This is a genomic window from Pseudomonas sp. PGPPP4 (assembly GCF_002256045.1).
GTDB classification, from domain to species: domain Bacteria; phylum Pseudomonadota; class Gammaproteobacteria; order Pseudomonadales; family Pseudomonadaceae; genus Chryseomonas; species Chryseomonas oryzihabitans.
Window position 1 is genome coordinate 26,644 of sequence record NZ_NKID01000019.1, and the last position, 14,520, is coordinate 41,163.

Here is a 14,520-nt window from a genome sequence, read left to right on the forward strand (position 1 = left end):
GGCGCTTCCCAACGGTTGTACGATGGCTCTGGCATGCATGATGTAGTGATTCTCAATGCCCTTGTGCTGGATGGTCGCGACCGTCCGGGCAGGGTTCTCGACGTGGCCATTGCCGGCGAGCGTATCCAGGCACTCGGTCAGTTGGCCGGGCAACCGGCACGGGAGATCCGTGATGGCCGCGGCCTGTCCCTGGCCCCCGGCTTCATCGATGTCCACACCCATGACGACACCATGGTCATCCGCCGCCCCGAGCAGTTGCCCAAGCTCAGCCAGGGGGTCACCACCGTGGTGGTGGGCAACTGCGGCATCAGCGCCGCCCCGGTGCGGCTACGCGGCGAGCCGCCGGATCCCTTGAATCTGCTCGGCCCGGCGGCGGCCTTCGGCTATCCCACCTTTGCCGCCTACCGCGCGGCGGTGGAGCAGGCCCGTCCCGGCGTCAACGTCGCCGCCCTGGTCGGGCACACGGCGCTGCGCAGCAATCACCTGGACGATCTCCAGCGTGCCGCCACCCTTGCCGAGATCGCCGCCATGCGCGCCGAATTGCGCGACAGCCTGGCCGCTGGCGCCCTGGGGCTCTCCACCGGACTGGCCTATGCCTCCGCCATGGCGGCGCCGACCTCGGAGGTGGCGGAGCTGGCCGCCGAACTGGACGCCGTGGGCGGACTCTATGCGACCCACCTGCGCAGCGAATTCGCTGCGGTGCACGAGGCCCTGGACGAAGCCCTGGACATCGGCCGCCAGGCCCGGGCGCCGGTGGTGGTGTCCCACTTCAAGTGCGCCGGGGTGGACAACTGGGGCCGCGCGCCGGAGTTGCTCGGCGCCCTGGCGCAGGCCGCCCACGGCCAGCCGGTCGGCTGCGACTGCTATCCCTATGCCGCCAGTTCCTCCACCCTGGATCTCAAGCAGGTCACCGACCGCCACCGCATCACCATCACCTGGTCCACCCCGCATCCCGAGTGCGGCGGCCGCGACCTGGCCGCCATCGCCGCCGACTGGGGCCTGGACCTGCAGGAAACCGCTCGCCGCCTGCAACCGGCCGGTGCCGTCTACTACGGCATGAGCGAAGCCGACGTGCGCCTAATCCTCGCCCATCCGCTGAGCATGATCGGCTCCGATGGCCTGCCCGAGGACCCCTTCCCCCATCCGCGGCTCTGGGGCGCCTTTCCGCGGGTGCTCGGTCACTTCAGCCGCGACCTCGGCCTCTTTCCCTTGCACACCGCCGTGCACAAGATGACCGGCCTCTCCGCCGCCCGCTTCGGCATGGCGGGTCGCGGCCTGATCGAGCCCGGCGCCCAGGCCGATCTGGTGCTGTTCGACCCCGCCCGTATCCGCGACGTGGCCGACTTCAGCGAGCCGCAACGCCCTGCCGAAGGCATCGAAGCGGTCTGGGTGAATGGGCAGCTGGCCTATGCACCGGGGCAGGTCATCGGCGAGCGTCATGGTCGCTTCCTGCCGCGCGCTGGGGATCTGCGGTCGACCTTCCCACGCTCCGGTTAAGCGCTACCGGGTAACGCCTCCGGCTGGTGCATCTCCGTTACCTTCCGCCACCTCCCGGTGCCCCCTGGCGCACCGGGAACACCTTCCGTTGCCTGTTCCTCATGCCAAGCCCTTGATTTGCAACGTCATGCGAATAGCTGGCACAGTCGCTGCAATCTATTCCGTTGTTACGAACATGCTTCCGCTATAACGGAAAAGGAGACGCGCGATGACAGGCAAGACGAAGGGGTGGAAAACGCTGGCGCTGCTGGTCGGCCTGGTCGCCATGACCGGCGCCCAGGCGGCCAAGCTGGATGACGTGCTCAAGCGCGGCCATCTGGTCGTGGGCACCGGCAGCACCAATGCGCCCTGGCACTTCCAGGGCGCCGACGGCAAGTTGCAGGGCTTCGATATCGATATTTCCAAGGTCATCGCCAAGGGCCTGTTCAACGATCCGGAAAAGGTCGAATTCGTCGTCCAGGGCTCGGATGCGCGCATCCCCAACCTGCTCACCGACAAGGTCGATATCAGCTGCCAGTTCATCACCGTGACCGCCAGCCGCGCCCAGCAGGTGGCCTTCACCCTGCCCTACTACCGCGAAGGCGTGGCCCTGCTCCTGCCGGCCAACAGCCGCTACCAGCAGATCGACGATCTCAAGGCGGCCAAGGGCGACCTGACCGTAGCCGTGCTGCAGAACGTCTATGCCGAGGAACTGGTGCACCAGGCGCTGCCCGGCGCCAAAGTCGACCAGTACGACAGCGTCGACCTGCTCTACCAGGCCCTGGGCACCGGCCGCGCCGACGCCGTGGCCACCGACCAGTCTTCGGTCAAGTACCTGATGACCCAGAATCCCGGTCGCTACCGCTCGCCCGACTACGCCTGGAGTCCCCAGACCTACGCCTGCGCGGTCAAGCGCGGCGACCAGGACTGGCTGAACTTCGTCAACACCGCCCTGCACGAGGCCATGACCGGTGTGGAATTCCCCACCTATCAGGCGTCCTTCAAGAAGTGGTTCGGCGTCGAGCTGCCCTCTCCGGCGATCGGTTTCCCCGTCGAGTTCAAGTGATCCTGGCCCCGGCGCGGCCCGTCCGCGCCCTCTAGGTAGACGTCGAGCATGAACTACACCCTCAACTTCGCCCCCGTGTGGCAGAACCTGGACCATTTGCTGGCCGGGCTCGCCCTCGGCCTGCAGCTGGCGCTGGTGGGCATCGCCATCGGCTGCCTGATCGGCCTGGCCACCGCCTTCGCCCTGCTCTCGCCGGTGCGGGCGCTACGCTGGCTGGCGGGGGGCTATGTCACCCTGGTGCGCAACACCCCGATCCTGGTGCTGATCCTGCTGCTGTACTTCGCCCTGCCCAGCGTCGGCATCCGCCTGGACAAGCTCAGCTCCTTTCTCATCACCCTGGCGCTCTATGCCGGGGCCTACCTGGCCGAGGTGTTTCGCGGCGGCCTCATGGCCATTCCCAAGGGCCAGCGCGAGGCGGGCCTGGCCATCGGCCTGCGCGAGTGGCAGATCAAGGCCTACGTCATCATTCCGGTGATGCTGCGCAACGTGCTGCCGTCGCTGTCCAACAGCTTCATCTCGCTGTTCAAGGACACCTCCCTGGCGGCGGCCATCGCCGTGCCGGAGCTGACCTACCAGGCGCGCAAGATCAACCTGGAAAGCTACCGGGTCATCGAGACCTGGCTGGTGACCAGCGCCCTCTACATCCTCACCTGCTACGTCATCGCCCTGCTGCTGCGCCAGCTGGAGCGACGCCTGAGCCTGACCCGCTAGGAGCCCGATCGTGTACGAAGCCCCCTCCTGGTTCCTGGAATTGTGGAACGCACGCCAGACCCTGGCCGCCGGGTTCGCCACCACCCTGGCCTGCTCGGTGCTGGCGGTGCTCGGCGGCACCCTGTTCGGGACCCTCGGCGGCCTGGCGCTGACCTATGGCCGCTGGCCGCTGCGCCTGCCGTTCCGCGTCTATGCCGATCTGATCCGCGGCACCCCGGTGTTCGTGCTGGTGCTGGCCTGCTACTACATGGCGCCGGCGCTGGGCCTGCGGCCCACGCCCTTCCAGGCCGGCACCGCGGCGCTGCTGCTGTTCTGCGGCTCCCACGTGGCGGAGATCGTCCGCGGCGCGCTGCAGGCCATTCCCCGTGGCCAGCACGAGGCGGCCAAGGCCATCGGCCTTACCTTCGCCCAGAGTCTCAAGGAGGTGCTGCTGCCCCAGGCGCTGCGCCAGATCCTGCCGACCTGGGTCAATGCCTCCACCGAGATCGTCAAGGCCTCCACCCTGCTCTCGGTGATCGGCGTGGCCGAGTTGCTGCTGAGCAGCCAGCAGGTCATCGCCCGCACCTTCATGACCCTGCAGTTCTATCTGTTCGCCGGGCTGCTGTTCTTTCTCATCAACTTCGCCATCGAGCGGCTCGGCCGCTATCTGGAAAAACGGGTGACCCTGCCATGACCGACGCCAACGCCCCGCTGTTGAGCATCAACGGCCTGCACAAGAGTTTCGGCGCCACCGAGGTGCTCAAGGGCATCGACCTGTCCCTGGACCGCGGTGACGTGGTCACCCTGATCGGCTCCAGCGGCTCGGGCAAGACCACCCTGCTGCGCTGCGTCAACCTGCTGGAAGACTTCCAGGGTGGTAGCATCCAGCTGGCCGGCGAGGCCATCGGCTACCGCGAGGAAGGCGGTCGCCGCCAGCGCCTGCCGGAGCGCGAGATCGCCCGCCAGCGCTCGCTCACCGGCATGGCCTTCCAGCAATTCAATCTGTTTCCCCACCTCACCGCCCTGGAAAACGTCACCCTCGGCCTGCGCAAGGTCAAGAAGATGGGCAAGGACGAAGCCATCGCCCTGGGTGAACAGTGGTTGCGCCGGGTCGGCCTGATCGAAAGACGCGACCATCATCCCGGCCAACTCTCCGGCGGTCAGCAGCAGCGGGTGGCCATCGCCCGCGCCATCGCCATGAATCCCAGCTTGATGCTGTTCGACGAACCCACCTCGGCGCTGGACCCCGAGCTGGTCGGCGAGGTGCTGGCGGTGATCAAGGACCTGGCCCAGGACGGCATGACCATGCTGCTGGTGACCCACGAGATGAGATTCGCCTACGAGGTGTCCGATCGCATCGTCTTCATGAGCCAGGGCCGCATCGAGGAGCAGGGCCCGCCCCGCGAGCTGTTCGAGCGGCCGCGCTCCACCCGTCTCGCCGAATTTCTCGGCCGGACCTCCTTCTGAATCCTTCCCCCGCTACAGGAGCATCCTTATGAGCATCACCCGATACGGCGCCGGCGAACGCGGCGCAGGCGGCCAACCCCTGCCCTTCGCCCGAGCGGTGGAAGCCGATGGCTGGCTGCACGTCTCCGGCCAGGTGGCCATGGAGAAGGGCGAGATCATCGACGGCGGCATCGTCGCCCAGACCCACAAGACCATGCAGAATCTGATCGCCATCCTGCACGAAGCCGGCTACGGTCTGGAGCACGTGGTGCGTGCCGGCGTCTGGCTGGACGATCCGCGTGATTTCTGGAGCTTCAACAAGGTGTTCGCCGAGTACTTCGCCGGCCACGCCCCGGCGCGCGCCTGCGTGCAGTCCTCGATGATGGTGGACTGCAAGGTCGAGATCGACTGCATCGCCTACAAACCCAAGGCCTGAGACAAACCGCACAGATGACCGAACCTACCCGCCAACGAGCCCGCGGCCTGGACCGCGCCTTCGACATCCTCGATCACCTCAAGCGGGTGGGTCGGCCGCTGCGCCCCAACGAGATCGCCGCGGGCCTGGGCATTCCCAAGTCCACCGTCTACGACCTGGTCGGCCTGTTGCTGGAGCGGCACATGCTCGATGCCGTGGGCCGCGACGGTCAAGTCTACCTGGGCCGCGAGCTGTACTTTCTCGGCCAGGCGCACCTGCGCCACTTCGATCTGGCCCGCGAGGCCGGGCTGCTGCTGGACGACATCGTCGCCCAGACCCGCGAGACCGCCCAGCTGTGCCAGCTCAACGGCCGCAAGTACACCGTCTCGCTGATGAAGGAAGGCGCCCGCGCCTTTCGCATCTCGTCCAATGTCGGCGAGGACGCACCCATTCCCTGGACCGCGTCCGGGCGACTGCTGCTCGGTCATCTGAGCGATGCCGAGATCCTCGCCCTGATCGATCCGGACGACTTCATCCTGCCCGACGGCAGCCGCCTGCCCCCGGCGACCTTTATCGCCGAGATCCGCAGCGCCTGCGCCGAAGGCTTCTTTTCCTTCGACAGCATCGCCGACACCTACACCCACTGCTTCGCCGCCCCGGTGCAGGACGCCAGCGGCCTGAGCATCGCCACCCTGTGCATCGTGGCGCCCCGCGCTGACGCCCAGGCCCACCATGCCGAGTACCGCCAGGTGCTGGTCGACAGCGCCCGCCGCCTGTCCCAGCGCCTGGGCGGCCAGGAGAATCCATGACCCCCCTCATCGCCCCCGAGAAAGGCGCCGCCACCCCTGGCGCCAACCTGCTCAGCGACATCGCCCTGCCCGCCCTGGTCATCCACCAGGCGGCGCTCGACCACAACATCGCCTGGATGCAGGCCTTCGCCCGCGACCGCGGCGCCGAACTCGCGCCCCACGGCAAGACCAGCATGGCGCCGGCGCTGTTCCAGCGCCAGCTGGCCGCCGGTGCCTGGGGCATGACCCTGGCCACCGCGGTGCAGACCCGCGCCGCCCAGGCCCAGGGCGTGCGCCGGGTGCTGATGGCCAACCAGCTGGTGGGCGCGCCGAACATGGCGCTGATCGCCGAGCTGCTCGCCACCGATCCGGACTTCGACTTCCATTGCCTGGTGGATCATCCCGACCAGGTCTCCGCCCTGGGCGCCTTCTTTGGCGCCCGCGGGCCGGCGCTGCAGGTGATGATCGAATACGGCGTACCCGGCGGCCGCTGCGGTTGCCGCAGCGAAGCCGAGGTGCGCGAACTGGCCCGCGCCATCGCTGCCCAGCCCGCCCTGCGCCTGACCGGCATCGAAGGCTACGAAGGGGTCATCCACGGCGCCGAGGCGGCCACCGACATCCGTGCCTTCGCCGATTCCCTGGTGCGGCTGGCGGAAGAATTGCGCGCCCAGGGCGCCTTCGCCCTCGACCGGCCCATCGTCACCGCCTCGGGTTCAGCCTGGTACGACCTGATCGCCACCGCCTTCGACCAGTTGGAAGTGCGCGAGCACTTTCTCGCCGTCATGCGCCCGGGCAGCTATGTGGTCCATGACCACGGGATCTATCGCGAGGCCCAGTGTGGCGTCCTGGCCCGCACAGGGCTGAAGGAGGGCCTGCAACCGGCGCTGGAGGTCTGGGCTCACGTGCAATCCCTGCCCGAAGCCGGTTTCGCCATCCTTGCCCTGGGCAAGCGCGACATCGCCCACGATGCCGGCCTGCCGCTGCCGCTGCGCCGTTACCGGCCCGGCCAGACCGCCGCCGAGGCCGTCGACGTCAGCGGCTGCACGGTCACCGCCATCATGGACCAGCACGCCTTCATGGTCGTCGCCCCGGGGACCGCACTGGCCATCGGCGACATCATCGCCCTGGGCACCTCGCACCCCTGCCTGACCTTCGACAAGTGGCGCCAGGGCTGCATCGTCGACGAAGGACTGCAGGTGGTCGAGACCTTCGCGACCTGCTTCTGAGGCGCTAGGGCCGGAGTTCGCCCTCTTCCTCGCCGTCCCAGTAACGGATGCGCTCGGCATGCACCTTGATGAGGATCATGCCGGGCGTGTCGGTGCCCTGGGGAAACCAGAGTTCCAGACTCTTGGTCCAGTGCGCCTCGAATTGCGCCTTGTCGCGGATCAGCTCGGCGTGCCCTTCGATGCCGATGAAGATGCCGGGCTTGCCCAGAAGGCTCTTGCCTTCGCTGAAGCTCAGTCCCACCGCCGGATCCTGCTCGATGTCCCGGATCTTGGCCGAGTCCTCGTAGGCATAGAACCAGGAGTCCCCGTCGTACTCGACATCGCCGTTGTTGCTCATCGGCCGGCTGGTCAGGCGCCCGGTGCCGGTGGTCAGCATGCAGAAATCCAGATCGCGCATCGCTTTGGAAAGGTCGTGCAGGGTCTTGTCGGCCATGGGGGTCGCTCCGGTTGGGCGGGCAGGCAGTGCCCGTCTGCATTCAGACCGGGGGCGGCGGCCGCTTGGTTCCGGTAGCGCCGGACCGGCTGCGCTTTTCAGACGACCTGCGCTGTCGGCCTCAGGTCCCCCGCGGCTTGGCACGCGCCGTGGGTTCGGCGATCAGGGGATCGTCCGGCCAGTAGTGCTTGGGATAGCGCCCCTTGAGATCCTTCTTCACCTCGCCGTAGGTATTGGCCCAGAAGCTGGCCAGGTCCTGGGTGACCTGCACCGGTCGCCGCGCGGGCGAGAGCAGGTGCAGCTTGACCGCCAGCCGCCCTCCGGCGAGGCGCGGGGTGTCGGCCAGGCCGAACAGCTCCTGCAGCCGCACCGCCAGCACCGGCGGCTGTTCGCTGTAGTCCAGGCGGATCGTGGACCCCGAGGGCACGGCCAGACCGCGCGGGGCCAGCTCGTCGAGCTGACGGGGCAGCGGCCAGGGCAGCAGGCCCTGGAGCATGGCGGCCAGGTCCAGGGTGGCGAAGTGGGCCAGGCGGCTGACGCGATCCAGATAGGGCAGCAGCCAGACTTCCAGACTGGCCAGCAGGGCGGCGTCGCTCACGTCCGGCCAGTCGCTCGTCGGCTGCTGCTGCAGATCCAGTTGGCGCAGCAGCGCCACCCGCGCCTGCCACTGGCGCAACTCCGGCGTCCAGGGCAGCAGCTCCAGTCCCTTGCGCCGCACCAGTCCGAGCAGCGCCCGGCTGCGGGCGGCGGCATCCAGATTCTTCAAGGGTTCGCGACTCAGCACCAGCTGGCCGATCCGCCGCTGGCGTTCGGCGCGCAGCACCCCCTCGCGCTCGTCCCAGTCCAGTTCGTCGTGGCCTGCCACCTGCTCGGCCAGTGGCCCCTCGAACAGCGCCGGATCCAGTTCCGCGGCCAGGTAGATACGCTCTTCGCGCTGGCCCTGGCGACTGCCCAGATCGGCCACCACCAGCCAGGGCGATTTCATCAGTCCATCCGGTTCGCCAAAGCTGGCGGCCCGGCCATTGGCCAGGCGATAGTCCTGGCCGCCGGCCTTGCGCTGCTGGGCGATGCGATCCGGATAGGCGCAGGCCAGCAGGGCACCGGTCCAGCGCGGGTGCTCGGGATCGGCCACCGGCTGCCCGGCCGGACCACGCAACAGACCGCGATACTGGCGGACCAACTGCCGAATCCGCGCCACGCCGCCGCGCGGACCACGGCCTTCACCGCCCAGCAGCAAGAGGCGGGTGTGCAGATCGGCGCCCTGCCCCGGCGCCAGGTCGCGCTCACCCAAGAGCGCGGCGATCTCGCAGGCGCGTTCGGCCAGGCCCCAGGCCTGGCCCCGCAAAAGCAGGTGCGCCAGCCGTGGATGGGCCGGCAGGCCGCTCATGGCCTGGCCGTGAGGGGTGAGCACGCCCTGGTCGTCCAGGGCGCCCAGACGCACCAGCAGATCGCGGGCCTGGGCCAGGGCCGCGGCGGGTGGCGGATCGAGCCAGGCCAGCTCCTCGGCGTTCATGCCCCAGCGCGCCAGTTGCAGCGCCAGTCCGGCCAGATCGGCCTGGAGGATCTCGGCGCTGTCATAGGCCGGCAACTGCTGATGCCCTTCCTCCGACCAGAGTCGATAGCAGACGCCCGGCTCCAGGCGGCCGGCGCGGCCCTGGCGCTGGGTCGCCGAGGCGCGGGAGATGCGCCGGGTGGTCAGGCGGGTCATGCCGCTGCCGGGATCGAAGGCCGGCACTCGCGCCAGGCCCGCGTCCACCACCACCCGCACCCCTTCGATGGTCAGACTGGTCTCGGCGATGTTGGTGGCCAGGACCACCTTGCGGCTACCTGGCGGCGCCGGCTCGATGGCCGCACGCTGGGCGGCCAGCTCCAGCTCGCCGTGCAGCGGACAGAGCAGCACCCCAGCCGGCAACTGCTCGGCCAGGCGCTCGGCGGTGCGGCGGATCTCGGCCTGGCCGGGCAGGAACACCAGCAGGCTGCCGGCTTCCTCGTCCAGCGCCTGGAGCACCGTGGCGGCCACCCGCGCCTCCAGGCGCTCGTCTTGGCCGAGCGGCCGGCTCCAGCGGGTCGTCACCGGAAACATCCGTCCTTCGCTGCGCACCACCGGCGCGCCGCCGAGCAGCGCGGCGAGGCGTTCGCCTTCCAGGGTGGCCGACATCACCAGCAGCTTGAGCGGGGTATCGCGCAGCAGTTCGCGACCGCTCAGGGTCAGCGCCAGGGCCAGGTCGGCGTCCAGGCTGCGTTCGTGGAATTCGTCGAAGATCACCAGGCCGACGCCGTCCAGCGCCGGATCGTCCTGCAGGCGGCGAGTGAGGATGCCCTCGGTGACCACCTCGATACGGGTGCGCGGCCCGACCCGGCTCTCCAGGCGGATGCGATAGCCCACGGTCTCGCCGACGCCTTCGCCCAGCTCCGCGGCCAGGCGCTCGGCGGCAGCGCGCGCCGCCAGCCGGCGCGGCTCCAGCAGCAGGATGCGCTGGCCGGCCAGCCAGGGCTCCTGCAACAGCGCCAGGGGCACCCGGGTGGTCTTGCCGGCCCCGGGCGGCGCTTCCAGCACGCAGTCGTCGCGGTGGGCAAGGGCCTGGCGCAGCTCGGGCAGGACAACATCGATGGGCAAGGGCGTCATTGGGCACGGCCGGTGGTCTCAACGGGGCGGGCAGTATAAAGCGTCTCGCCCGCCGTGATTCCGGCCGCTATAGTGGCGGCCTCATCCAACCGGAGGTTGTCTATGTCGATGCGTACCCGCGCGGTGTGTGGCGTCCTCGCCGCCGCCCTGTTCACCCAGCTGACCGCTTGCGGCTCGCTGTTCTATCCCGAGCGTCGCGGCCAGATCACCGGCAGTGGCCGGATCGATCCGGGCATCGTCGCCCTCGATGCCATCGGCCTGCTGTTCTACATCATTCCCGGTCTGATCGCCTTTGGCGTGGACTTCGCCACTGGCGCCATCTACCTGCCCGACAACAAGCGCGCCGAGGTCGATCCCGGCGAGCTGAACAAGGCGGTCAATCCGGACGGCAGCGTTGATCGCGCGCGCCTCAAGGCCATCATCCAGCAGGCCACTGGCCACAGCCTGCCGCTGGACGATCCGCGCCTGCTGCAGCGCAGCGGCAGCAACGAGCAGCTCGCCAGCCTGGGGCTCGCCCCGCGCGCCTGATGAGCGACCCGCACCGCACCGAGCGGCTCCTGCGTCGCGCCACCGCCGCCTCGGTGGCGGTGGCGACGACGCTGATCCTGGCCAAGGCCGTGGCCTGGTGGTTCAGCGGCTCGGTCAGCCTGCTCGCCGGCCTGACCGATTCGCTGCTCGACGGCCTGGCCTCGGTGTTCAACCTGCTGGCGGTGCACTACGCCCTCAAGCCGGCGGACGACGACCATCGCTATGGCCATGGCAAGGCCGAGTCCCTCGCCGGCATCGCCCAGGCGGTCTTTATCGGCGTCAGCGCCGTGCTCATCGCCTGGCAGGCGATCGGACGCCTGCAGCAACCCGAGCCCCTGGGCGCCCATGCCCTGGGCATCGCCGTCACCCTGTTTTCCCTGGCCCTGACCGCCGTGCTGGTGGCCTACCAGCAGCACGTCATCCGCCTCACCGACTCCACGGTGGTCCGCGCCGACGCCCTGCACTACCGCTCCGACCTGCTGCTCAACGTCGGCATCCTGGTCGCCCTGGGGCTGACCGGCTTTGGCTGGTACTGGCTGGATCCGCTGTTCGGTCTGGCCATCGCCCTCTACATCCTCTGGAGCGCCTACGGCATCGCCCGCGACTCCTTTGGCGTGTTGATGGACCAGGAACTGCCCGCCGACATCAGCGGGCACATGCTGCAACTGGCCTGCCAGGTGCCGGGCGTGGAAGGTGCCCATGACCTGCGCACCCGCCTCTCCGGCAATCACTGGTTCGTGCAGCTGCACCTGGAACTGCCGGGCGAGATGAGCCTGTCCCGCGCCCATGTGCTGTGCGACGAGGTGGAAGCCGCCATCCGCGCCGAATATCCCCAGGCCGAGGTCTTGGTCCACGCCGATCCGCTGGACGCACCCGACGTTCCGCACCGACATCCGCTGCCGCCCGCCACCTGAGCGGAACCCGGCGCCGCTGCGCTCTCTCGAATCTGCTGAGCCTGATTTGAGAGCGCCCCCGACGGCGCCGGAGTCCACCATGAAAGCCATGCATCCGGTCGCGCGCCTCGCCGACCTGCGCGAAGACCGTGGCACCGCGGTCAAGATCGAAGACACCGAGATCCTGCTGCTGCGCGTCGGCGACGAGGCTCGCGCCTTCCAGGCCAAATGTCCCCACGCCGGCGCGCCCCTGGCCGACGGCGCGGTCTGCCAGGGGCGCCTGGTCTGTCCCTGGCACAAGGCGAGCTTTGCCGTCGCGGATGGCGGCCTGTGCGAACCGCCGGCGCTGGACGCCCTGCAGCGCTATCCGGTGGAGGTGCGCGATGGCGAGGTGCTGGTCGGCCGCGATCCCCTGCCCGCACAGGCGGCGGAACCTCGGCCCGACGACCGCCTGTTCGTCATCGTCGGCGCCGGCGCTGCGGGTACCGCCGCAGCCGCCGCCCTGCGCGAATTCGGCTATGGCGGACGCCTGCTGCTGATCGGTCGCGAACCGGGCGAGCCCTATGACCGGACGGCCCTGTCCAAATTCGTCCTCCAAGGCGACAAGGCCCCCGACGAAGCCCCGCCGCTGCGCGAGCCCGAGTTCTTCCGCCAGCAGCGCATCGAACGCCTGCATGCCGAGGTGACCCGCCTGGATCCCCAGGCCCGTCAGCTGGAACTCGCCAACGGCCAGACCCTGAGCTACGACGGCTGCGTACTCGCCACCGGTGGCGAACCCAAGCCGCTCAACGTGCCGGGTGCCGAGCTCGAGGGCATCCACCTGCTGCGGACCCGCGCCGACGCTGCCGCGATCCTGGCCGATCTGCCCGCCGAGGGCCGCGCGGTGATCGTCGGCGCCAGCTTCATCGGCCTGGAAGCCGCCTCCGCCCTGCGCAAGCAGGGCCTGGCGGTGGACGTGGTCTCCCCCGCTTCCCTGCCCTTCGTCAAGCAGATGGGCGAGACCCTCGGCCAGCACTTCAAGACCCTGCACGAGGCCAATGGCGTGACCTTTCACGCCCCCGACGAGGTGGTGGGCTTCACCGGCGACGCTCACGTCCGCCAGGTCAATCTCAAGGACGGCAGCCAGCTGCCCGCCGACCTGGTACTGGTGGGTACCGGTATCGCCCCGGCTACCGCTTTCCTGGCCAATCTGCCCCTGGCGGATGACGGCAGCGTCCCGGTGGATGCCCAGCTCCAGGCCGCCGCAGGGCTCTACGCCGTCGGCGACCTGGCGACCTTTCCCTTTGCCGGTCAGCCGACCCGCATCGAGCACTGGCGCCTGGCCCAGCAACACGGCCGCCTGGCGGCGCGCAATCTGCTGGGCCACGCCGAACGCTACGCGGACGTGCCCTTCTTCTGGACCCTGCATCACGGCAAGCGTTACGAATACCTCGGCCATCCTCGCCACTGGGACGACATGCATCTGGACGGCAGCCTCGGCGACCAGACCTTTGTCGCCCTGCTGCTGGCCGAGGAGCGGGTGGTGGGCGTGGTGGCCTGCCAGCGCGAGCGTGCCACCGCCATCCTGGCCCAGCGTATGCGCCAGCCGCTGGGACGCGCCGAGGCCCTGGACATCGTCCAGGCCAACTAAAGGAGCTGCCATGGCCAATCCCTATCGCGTCGGCCTGATCGCCGATACCCATGGCCTGCTTCGGCCCCAGGCCCTGGAGGCCCTCGCCGGCAGCAACTTCATCCTGCACGCCGGTGACATCGGCAAACCCGAGATCCTCGACGCCCTGCGCGAGCTGGCGCCGCTGGCGGTGGTCCGGGGCAACAATGACGACGTGCCCTGGGCCGACGACATCCCCGAACGCGTCACCCTGACCCTGGGCGGCATCGACATCCATATGCTGCACATCCTGCCCGAGCTCGACCTGGCGGCCGCCGGTGCCCAGGTGCGGGTGGTGGTCAGCGGGCACTCGCACAAGCCGCTGATCGAAGAGCGCGATGGCGTACTCTACATAAACCCCGGCAGCGCTGGCCCACGGCGCTTTCGGCTGCCGATCAGCGTCGGCCGCCTGACCCTGGACGCCGGCCAGATCCAGGCCGAGATCCTGGAACTCACTCCCTGAAGGAATCCCGATGAGCATCGATTACCACTTCTACGAACCCAGCCAGGGCCACGGCCTGCCCCACGATCCCTTCAACGCCATCATCGCGCCGCGCCCCATCGGCTGGATCTCCTCCCAAAGCGAAACCGGCATCCTCAATTTGGCGCCCTACAGCTTCTTCAATGCCTTCAACTACAAGCCGCCGCTGATCGGTTTTTCCAGCCAGGGCTACAAGGACAGCGTGGCCAACATCGAGCGTACCGGCGAATTCGTCTGGAACCTGGCCACCCGCGAACTGGCCGAGGAAATGAACACCAGCAGCGCCATGGTCGGACCCGAGGTGGACGAATTCGCCCTGGCTGGTCTGGAGCCTGCCGCATCGACGGTGGTCAAGGTGCCGCGTGTGGCCCGTGCCCAGGTGGCCTTCGAGTGCCGGCTGAGCCAGATCGTCCGCCTCAAGACCGCCGCCGGAGACGAACTGGATCAGTGGCTGGTACTGGGCGAGGTGGTGGCCGCTCACATCGACAAGCGCCTACTCAAGGACGGCATCTACCAGACCGCCGCCGCTCGCCCCATCGTCCGCGGCGGTGGCCCGGCCGACTATTTCGAGATCACCGAAGCCGCGCTGTTCCGCATGCGGCGCCCCGACTGACCGGTCGGCTCTGCAATGCAAAACGGCGCCCTCGGGCGCCGTTGTCGTTGTCGCGATCCCTAGCTGTGATCTCTCAGTAGGTTGTTCATCCGGGGCATTCCCGGAATTCTGGAAGCGCGACCAACACAGCCTTCCAGGAGCCCCGGATGAACCTGCATAAACATGCCCGTCTTACCCCTCGAGGTCGAGCC

At 68.9% G+C, this 14,520-nt stretch carries 15 protein-coding genes; 13 read left to right on the forward strand and 2 right to left on the reverse strand.

The annotated features are described in order from the left end of the window. Window positions 1-33 precede the first annotated feature (33 nt). The 8 genes from CFE50_RS21740 to CFE50_RS21775 all read left to right on the forward strand — a co-directional run bounded on the left by CFE50_RS21740 (window position 34) and on the right by CFE50_RS21775 (window position 7,107). Window positions 34-1,497 (forward strand): N-acyl-D-amino-acid deacylase family protein, encoded by a 1,464-nt coding sequence (locus tag CFE50_RS21740; protein ID WP_286737206.1) that lies wholly within the window; start codon window positions 34-36, stop codon window positions 1,495-1,497. A 265-nt stretch (window positions 1,498-1,762) separates the two neighbouring features. Beyond that, window positions 1,763-2,542 (forward strand): transporter substrate-binding protein, encoded by a 780-nt coding sequence (locus CFE50_RS21745; protein WP_223855486.1) that lies wholly within the window; start codon window positions 1,763-1,765, stop codon window positions 2,540-2,542. A gap of 48 nt (window positions 2,543-2,590) precedes the next feature. Further along, window positions 2,591-3,253 carry an amino acid ABC transporter permease gene (locus tag CFE50_RS21750; RefSeq protein WP_027598510.1) on the forward strand — a complete coding sequence of 221 codons (663 nt, stop codon included), beginning with the start codon at window positions 2,591-2,593 and terminating at the stop codon, window positions 3,251-3,253. A 10-nt stretch (window positions 3,254-3,263) separates the two neighbouring features. After that, complete coding sequence (locus CFE50_RS21755; protein WP_027598509.1) at window positions 3,264-3,926, forward strand: amino acid ABC transporter permease; 663 nt, start codon at window positions 3,264-3,266, stop codon at window positions 3,924-3,926. Then, entirely contained in the window at window positions 3,923-4,699 is a 777-nt protein-coding gene (locus CFE50_RS21760) for an amino acid ABC transporter ATP-binding protein (RefSeq protein ID WP_007161901.1), read from the forward strand. Before CFE50_RS21755 ends, CFE50_RS21760 begins: the two co-directional genes overlap by 4 nt. Window positions 4,700-4,727: 28 nt before the next feature. Then, complete coding sequence (locus CFE50_RS21765; RefSeq protein WP_241807552.1) at window positions 4,728-5,114, forward strand: RidA family protein; 387 nt, start codon at window positions 4,728-4,730, stop codon at window positions 5,112-5,114. Window positions 5,115-5,128: 14 nt separating this feature from the next. Beyond that, entirely contained in the window at window positions 5,129-5,902 is a 774-nt protein-coding gene (locus CFE50_RS21770) for an IclR family transcriptional regulator (protein ID WP_044342118.1), read from the forward strand. Further along, window positions 5,899-7,107 (forward strand): amino acid deaminase, encoded by a 1,209-nt coding sequence (locus tag CFE50_RS21775; RefSeq protein WP_286737207.1) that lies wholly within the window; start codon window positions 5,899-5,901, stop codon window positions 7,105-7,107. Before CFE50_RS21770 ends, CFE50_RS21775 begins: the two co-directional genes overlap by 4 nt. Window positions 7,108-7,111: 4 nt before the next feature. Here CFE50_RS21775 and CFE50_RS21780 read toward each other — a convergent pair whose 3' ends face one another. Then, complete coding sequence (locus CFE50_RS21780; protein WP_286737208.1) at window positions 7,112-7,540, reverse strand: pyridoxamine 5'-phosphate oxidase family protein; 429 nt, start codon at window positions 7,538-7,540, stop codon at window positions 7,112-7,114. A 121-nt stretch (window positions 7,541-7,661) separates the two neighbouring features. Continuing rightward, window positions 7,662-10,166 (reverse strand): ATP-dependent helicase HrpB, encoded by a 2,505-nt coding sequence (gene hrpB, locus CFE50_RS21785; RefSeq protein WP_286737209.1) that lies wholly within the window; start codon window positions 10,164-10,166, stop codon window positions 7,662-7,664. A 102-nt stretch (window positions 10,167-10,268) separates the two neighbouring features. On the opposite strand from hrpB, the gene pmcY reads away from it, so the two are divergent. The 5 genes from pmcY (at window position 10,269) to CFE50_RS21810 (ending at window position 14,329) form a co-directional block, all read left to right on the forward strand. Further along, window positions 10,269-10,694, forward strand: a complete 426-nt coding sequence (gene pmcY, locus CFE50_RS21790; protein WP_027598502.1) for a periplasmic Zn2+ metallochaperone PmcY — start codon at window positions 10,269-10,271, stop codon at window positions 10,692-10,694. Beyond that, the gene (locus CFE50_RS21795; RefSeq protein ID WP_286737210.1) at window positions 10,694-11,608 is read left to right on the forward strand and encodes a cation diffusion facilitator family transporter; all 915 of its coding nucleotides are present in this window, start codon (window positions 10,694-10,696) and stop codon (window positions 11,606-11,608) included. Before pmcY ends, CFE50_RS21795 begins: the two co-directional genes overlap by 1 nt. 79 nt (window positions 11,609-11,687) lie before the next feature. After that, window positions 11,688-13,217 (forward strand): FAD-dependent oxidoreductase, encoded by a 1,530-nt coding sequence (locus CFE50_RS21800; RefSeq protein WP_286737211.1) that lies wholly within the window; start codon window positions 11,688-11,690, stop codon window positions 13,215-13,217. Between the two features lie 10 nt (window positions 13,218-13,227). Further along, a complete protein-coding gene (locus tag CFE50_RS21805) occupies window positions 13,228-13,698 on the forward strand; it encodes a metallophosphoesterase family protein (RefSeq protein ID WP_286737212.1) in 471 nt (156 codons plus the stop codon). Between the two features lie 10 nt (window positions 13,699-13,708). Continuing rightward, window positions 13,709-14,329, forward strand: a complete 621-nt coding sequence (locus CFE50_RS21810; RefSeq protein ID WP_027602999.1) for a flavin reductase family protein — start codon at window positions 13,709-13,711, stop codon at window positions 14,327-14,329. The last annotated feature ends 191 nt before the right edge of the window (window positions 14,330-14,520 follow it).

Bases quoted from the DNA above. Each gene is read 5' to 3' on its own strand.
- CFE50_RS21740 (WP_286737206.1), top strand. From the start codon at position 34: ATGCATGATGTAGTGATTCTCAATGCCCTTGTGCTGGATGGTCGCGAC.
- CFE50_RS21745 (WP_223855486.1), top strand. From the start codon at position 1,763: ATGACCGGCGCCCAGGCGGCCAAGCTGGATGACGTGCTCAAGCGCGGC.
- CFE50_RS21750 (WP_027598510.1), top strand. From the start codon at position 2,591: ATGAACTACACCCTCAACTTCGCCCCCGTGTGGCAGAACCTGGACCAT.
- CFE50_RS21760 (WP_007161901.1), top strand. From the start codon at position 3,923: ATGACCGACGCCAACGCCCCGCTGTTGAGCATCAACGGCCTGCACAAG.
- CFE50_RS21765 (WP_241807552.1), top strand. From the start codon at position 4,728: ATGAGCATCACCCGATACGGCGCCGGCGAACGCGGCGCAGGCGGCCAA.
- CFE50_RS21770 (WP_044342118.1), top strand. From the start codon at position 5,129: ATGACCGAACCTACCCGCCAACGAGCCCGCGGCCTGGACCGCGCCTTC.
- CFE50_RS21775 (WP_286737207.1), top strand. From the start codon at position 5,899: ATGACCCCCCTCATCGCCCCCGAGAAAGGCGCCGCCACCCCTGGCGCC.
- CFE50_RS21780 (WP_286737208.1), bottom strand. From the start codon at position 7,540: ATGGCCGACAAGACCCTGCACGACCTTTCCAAAGCGATGCGCGATCTG.
- hrpB (WP_286737209.1), bottom strand. From the start codon at position 10,166: ATGACGCCCTTGCCCATCGATGTTGTCCTGCCCGAGCTGCGCCAGGCC.
- pmcY (WP_027598502.1), top strand. From the start codon at position 10,269: ATGTCGATGCGTACCCGCGCGGTGTGTGGCGTCCTCGCCGCCGCCCTG.
- CFE50_RS21795 (WP_286737210.1), top strand. From the start codon at position 10,694: ATGAGCGACCCGCACCGCACCGAGCGGCTCCTGCGTCGCGCCACCGCC.
- CFE50_RS21800 (WP_286737211.1), top strand. From the start codon at position 11,688: ATGAAAGCCATGCATCCGGTCGCGCGCCTCGCCGACCTGCGCGAAGAC.
- CFE50_RS21805 (WP_286737212.1), top strand. From the start codon at position 13,228: ATGGCCAATCCCTATCGCGTCGGCCTGATCGCCGATACCCATGGCCTG.
- CFE50_RS21810 (WP_027602999.1), top strand. From the start codon at position 13,709: ATGAGCATCGATTACCACTTCTACGAACCCAGCCAGGGCCACGGCCTG.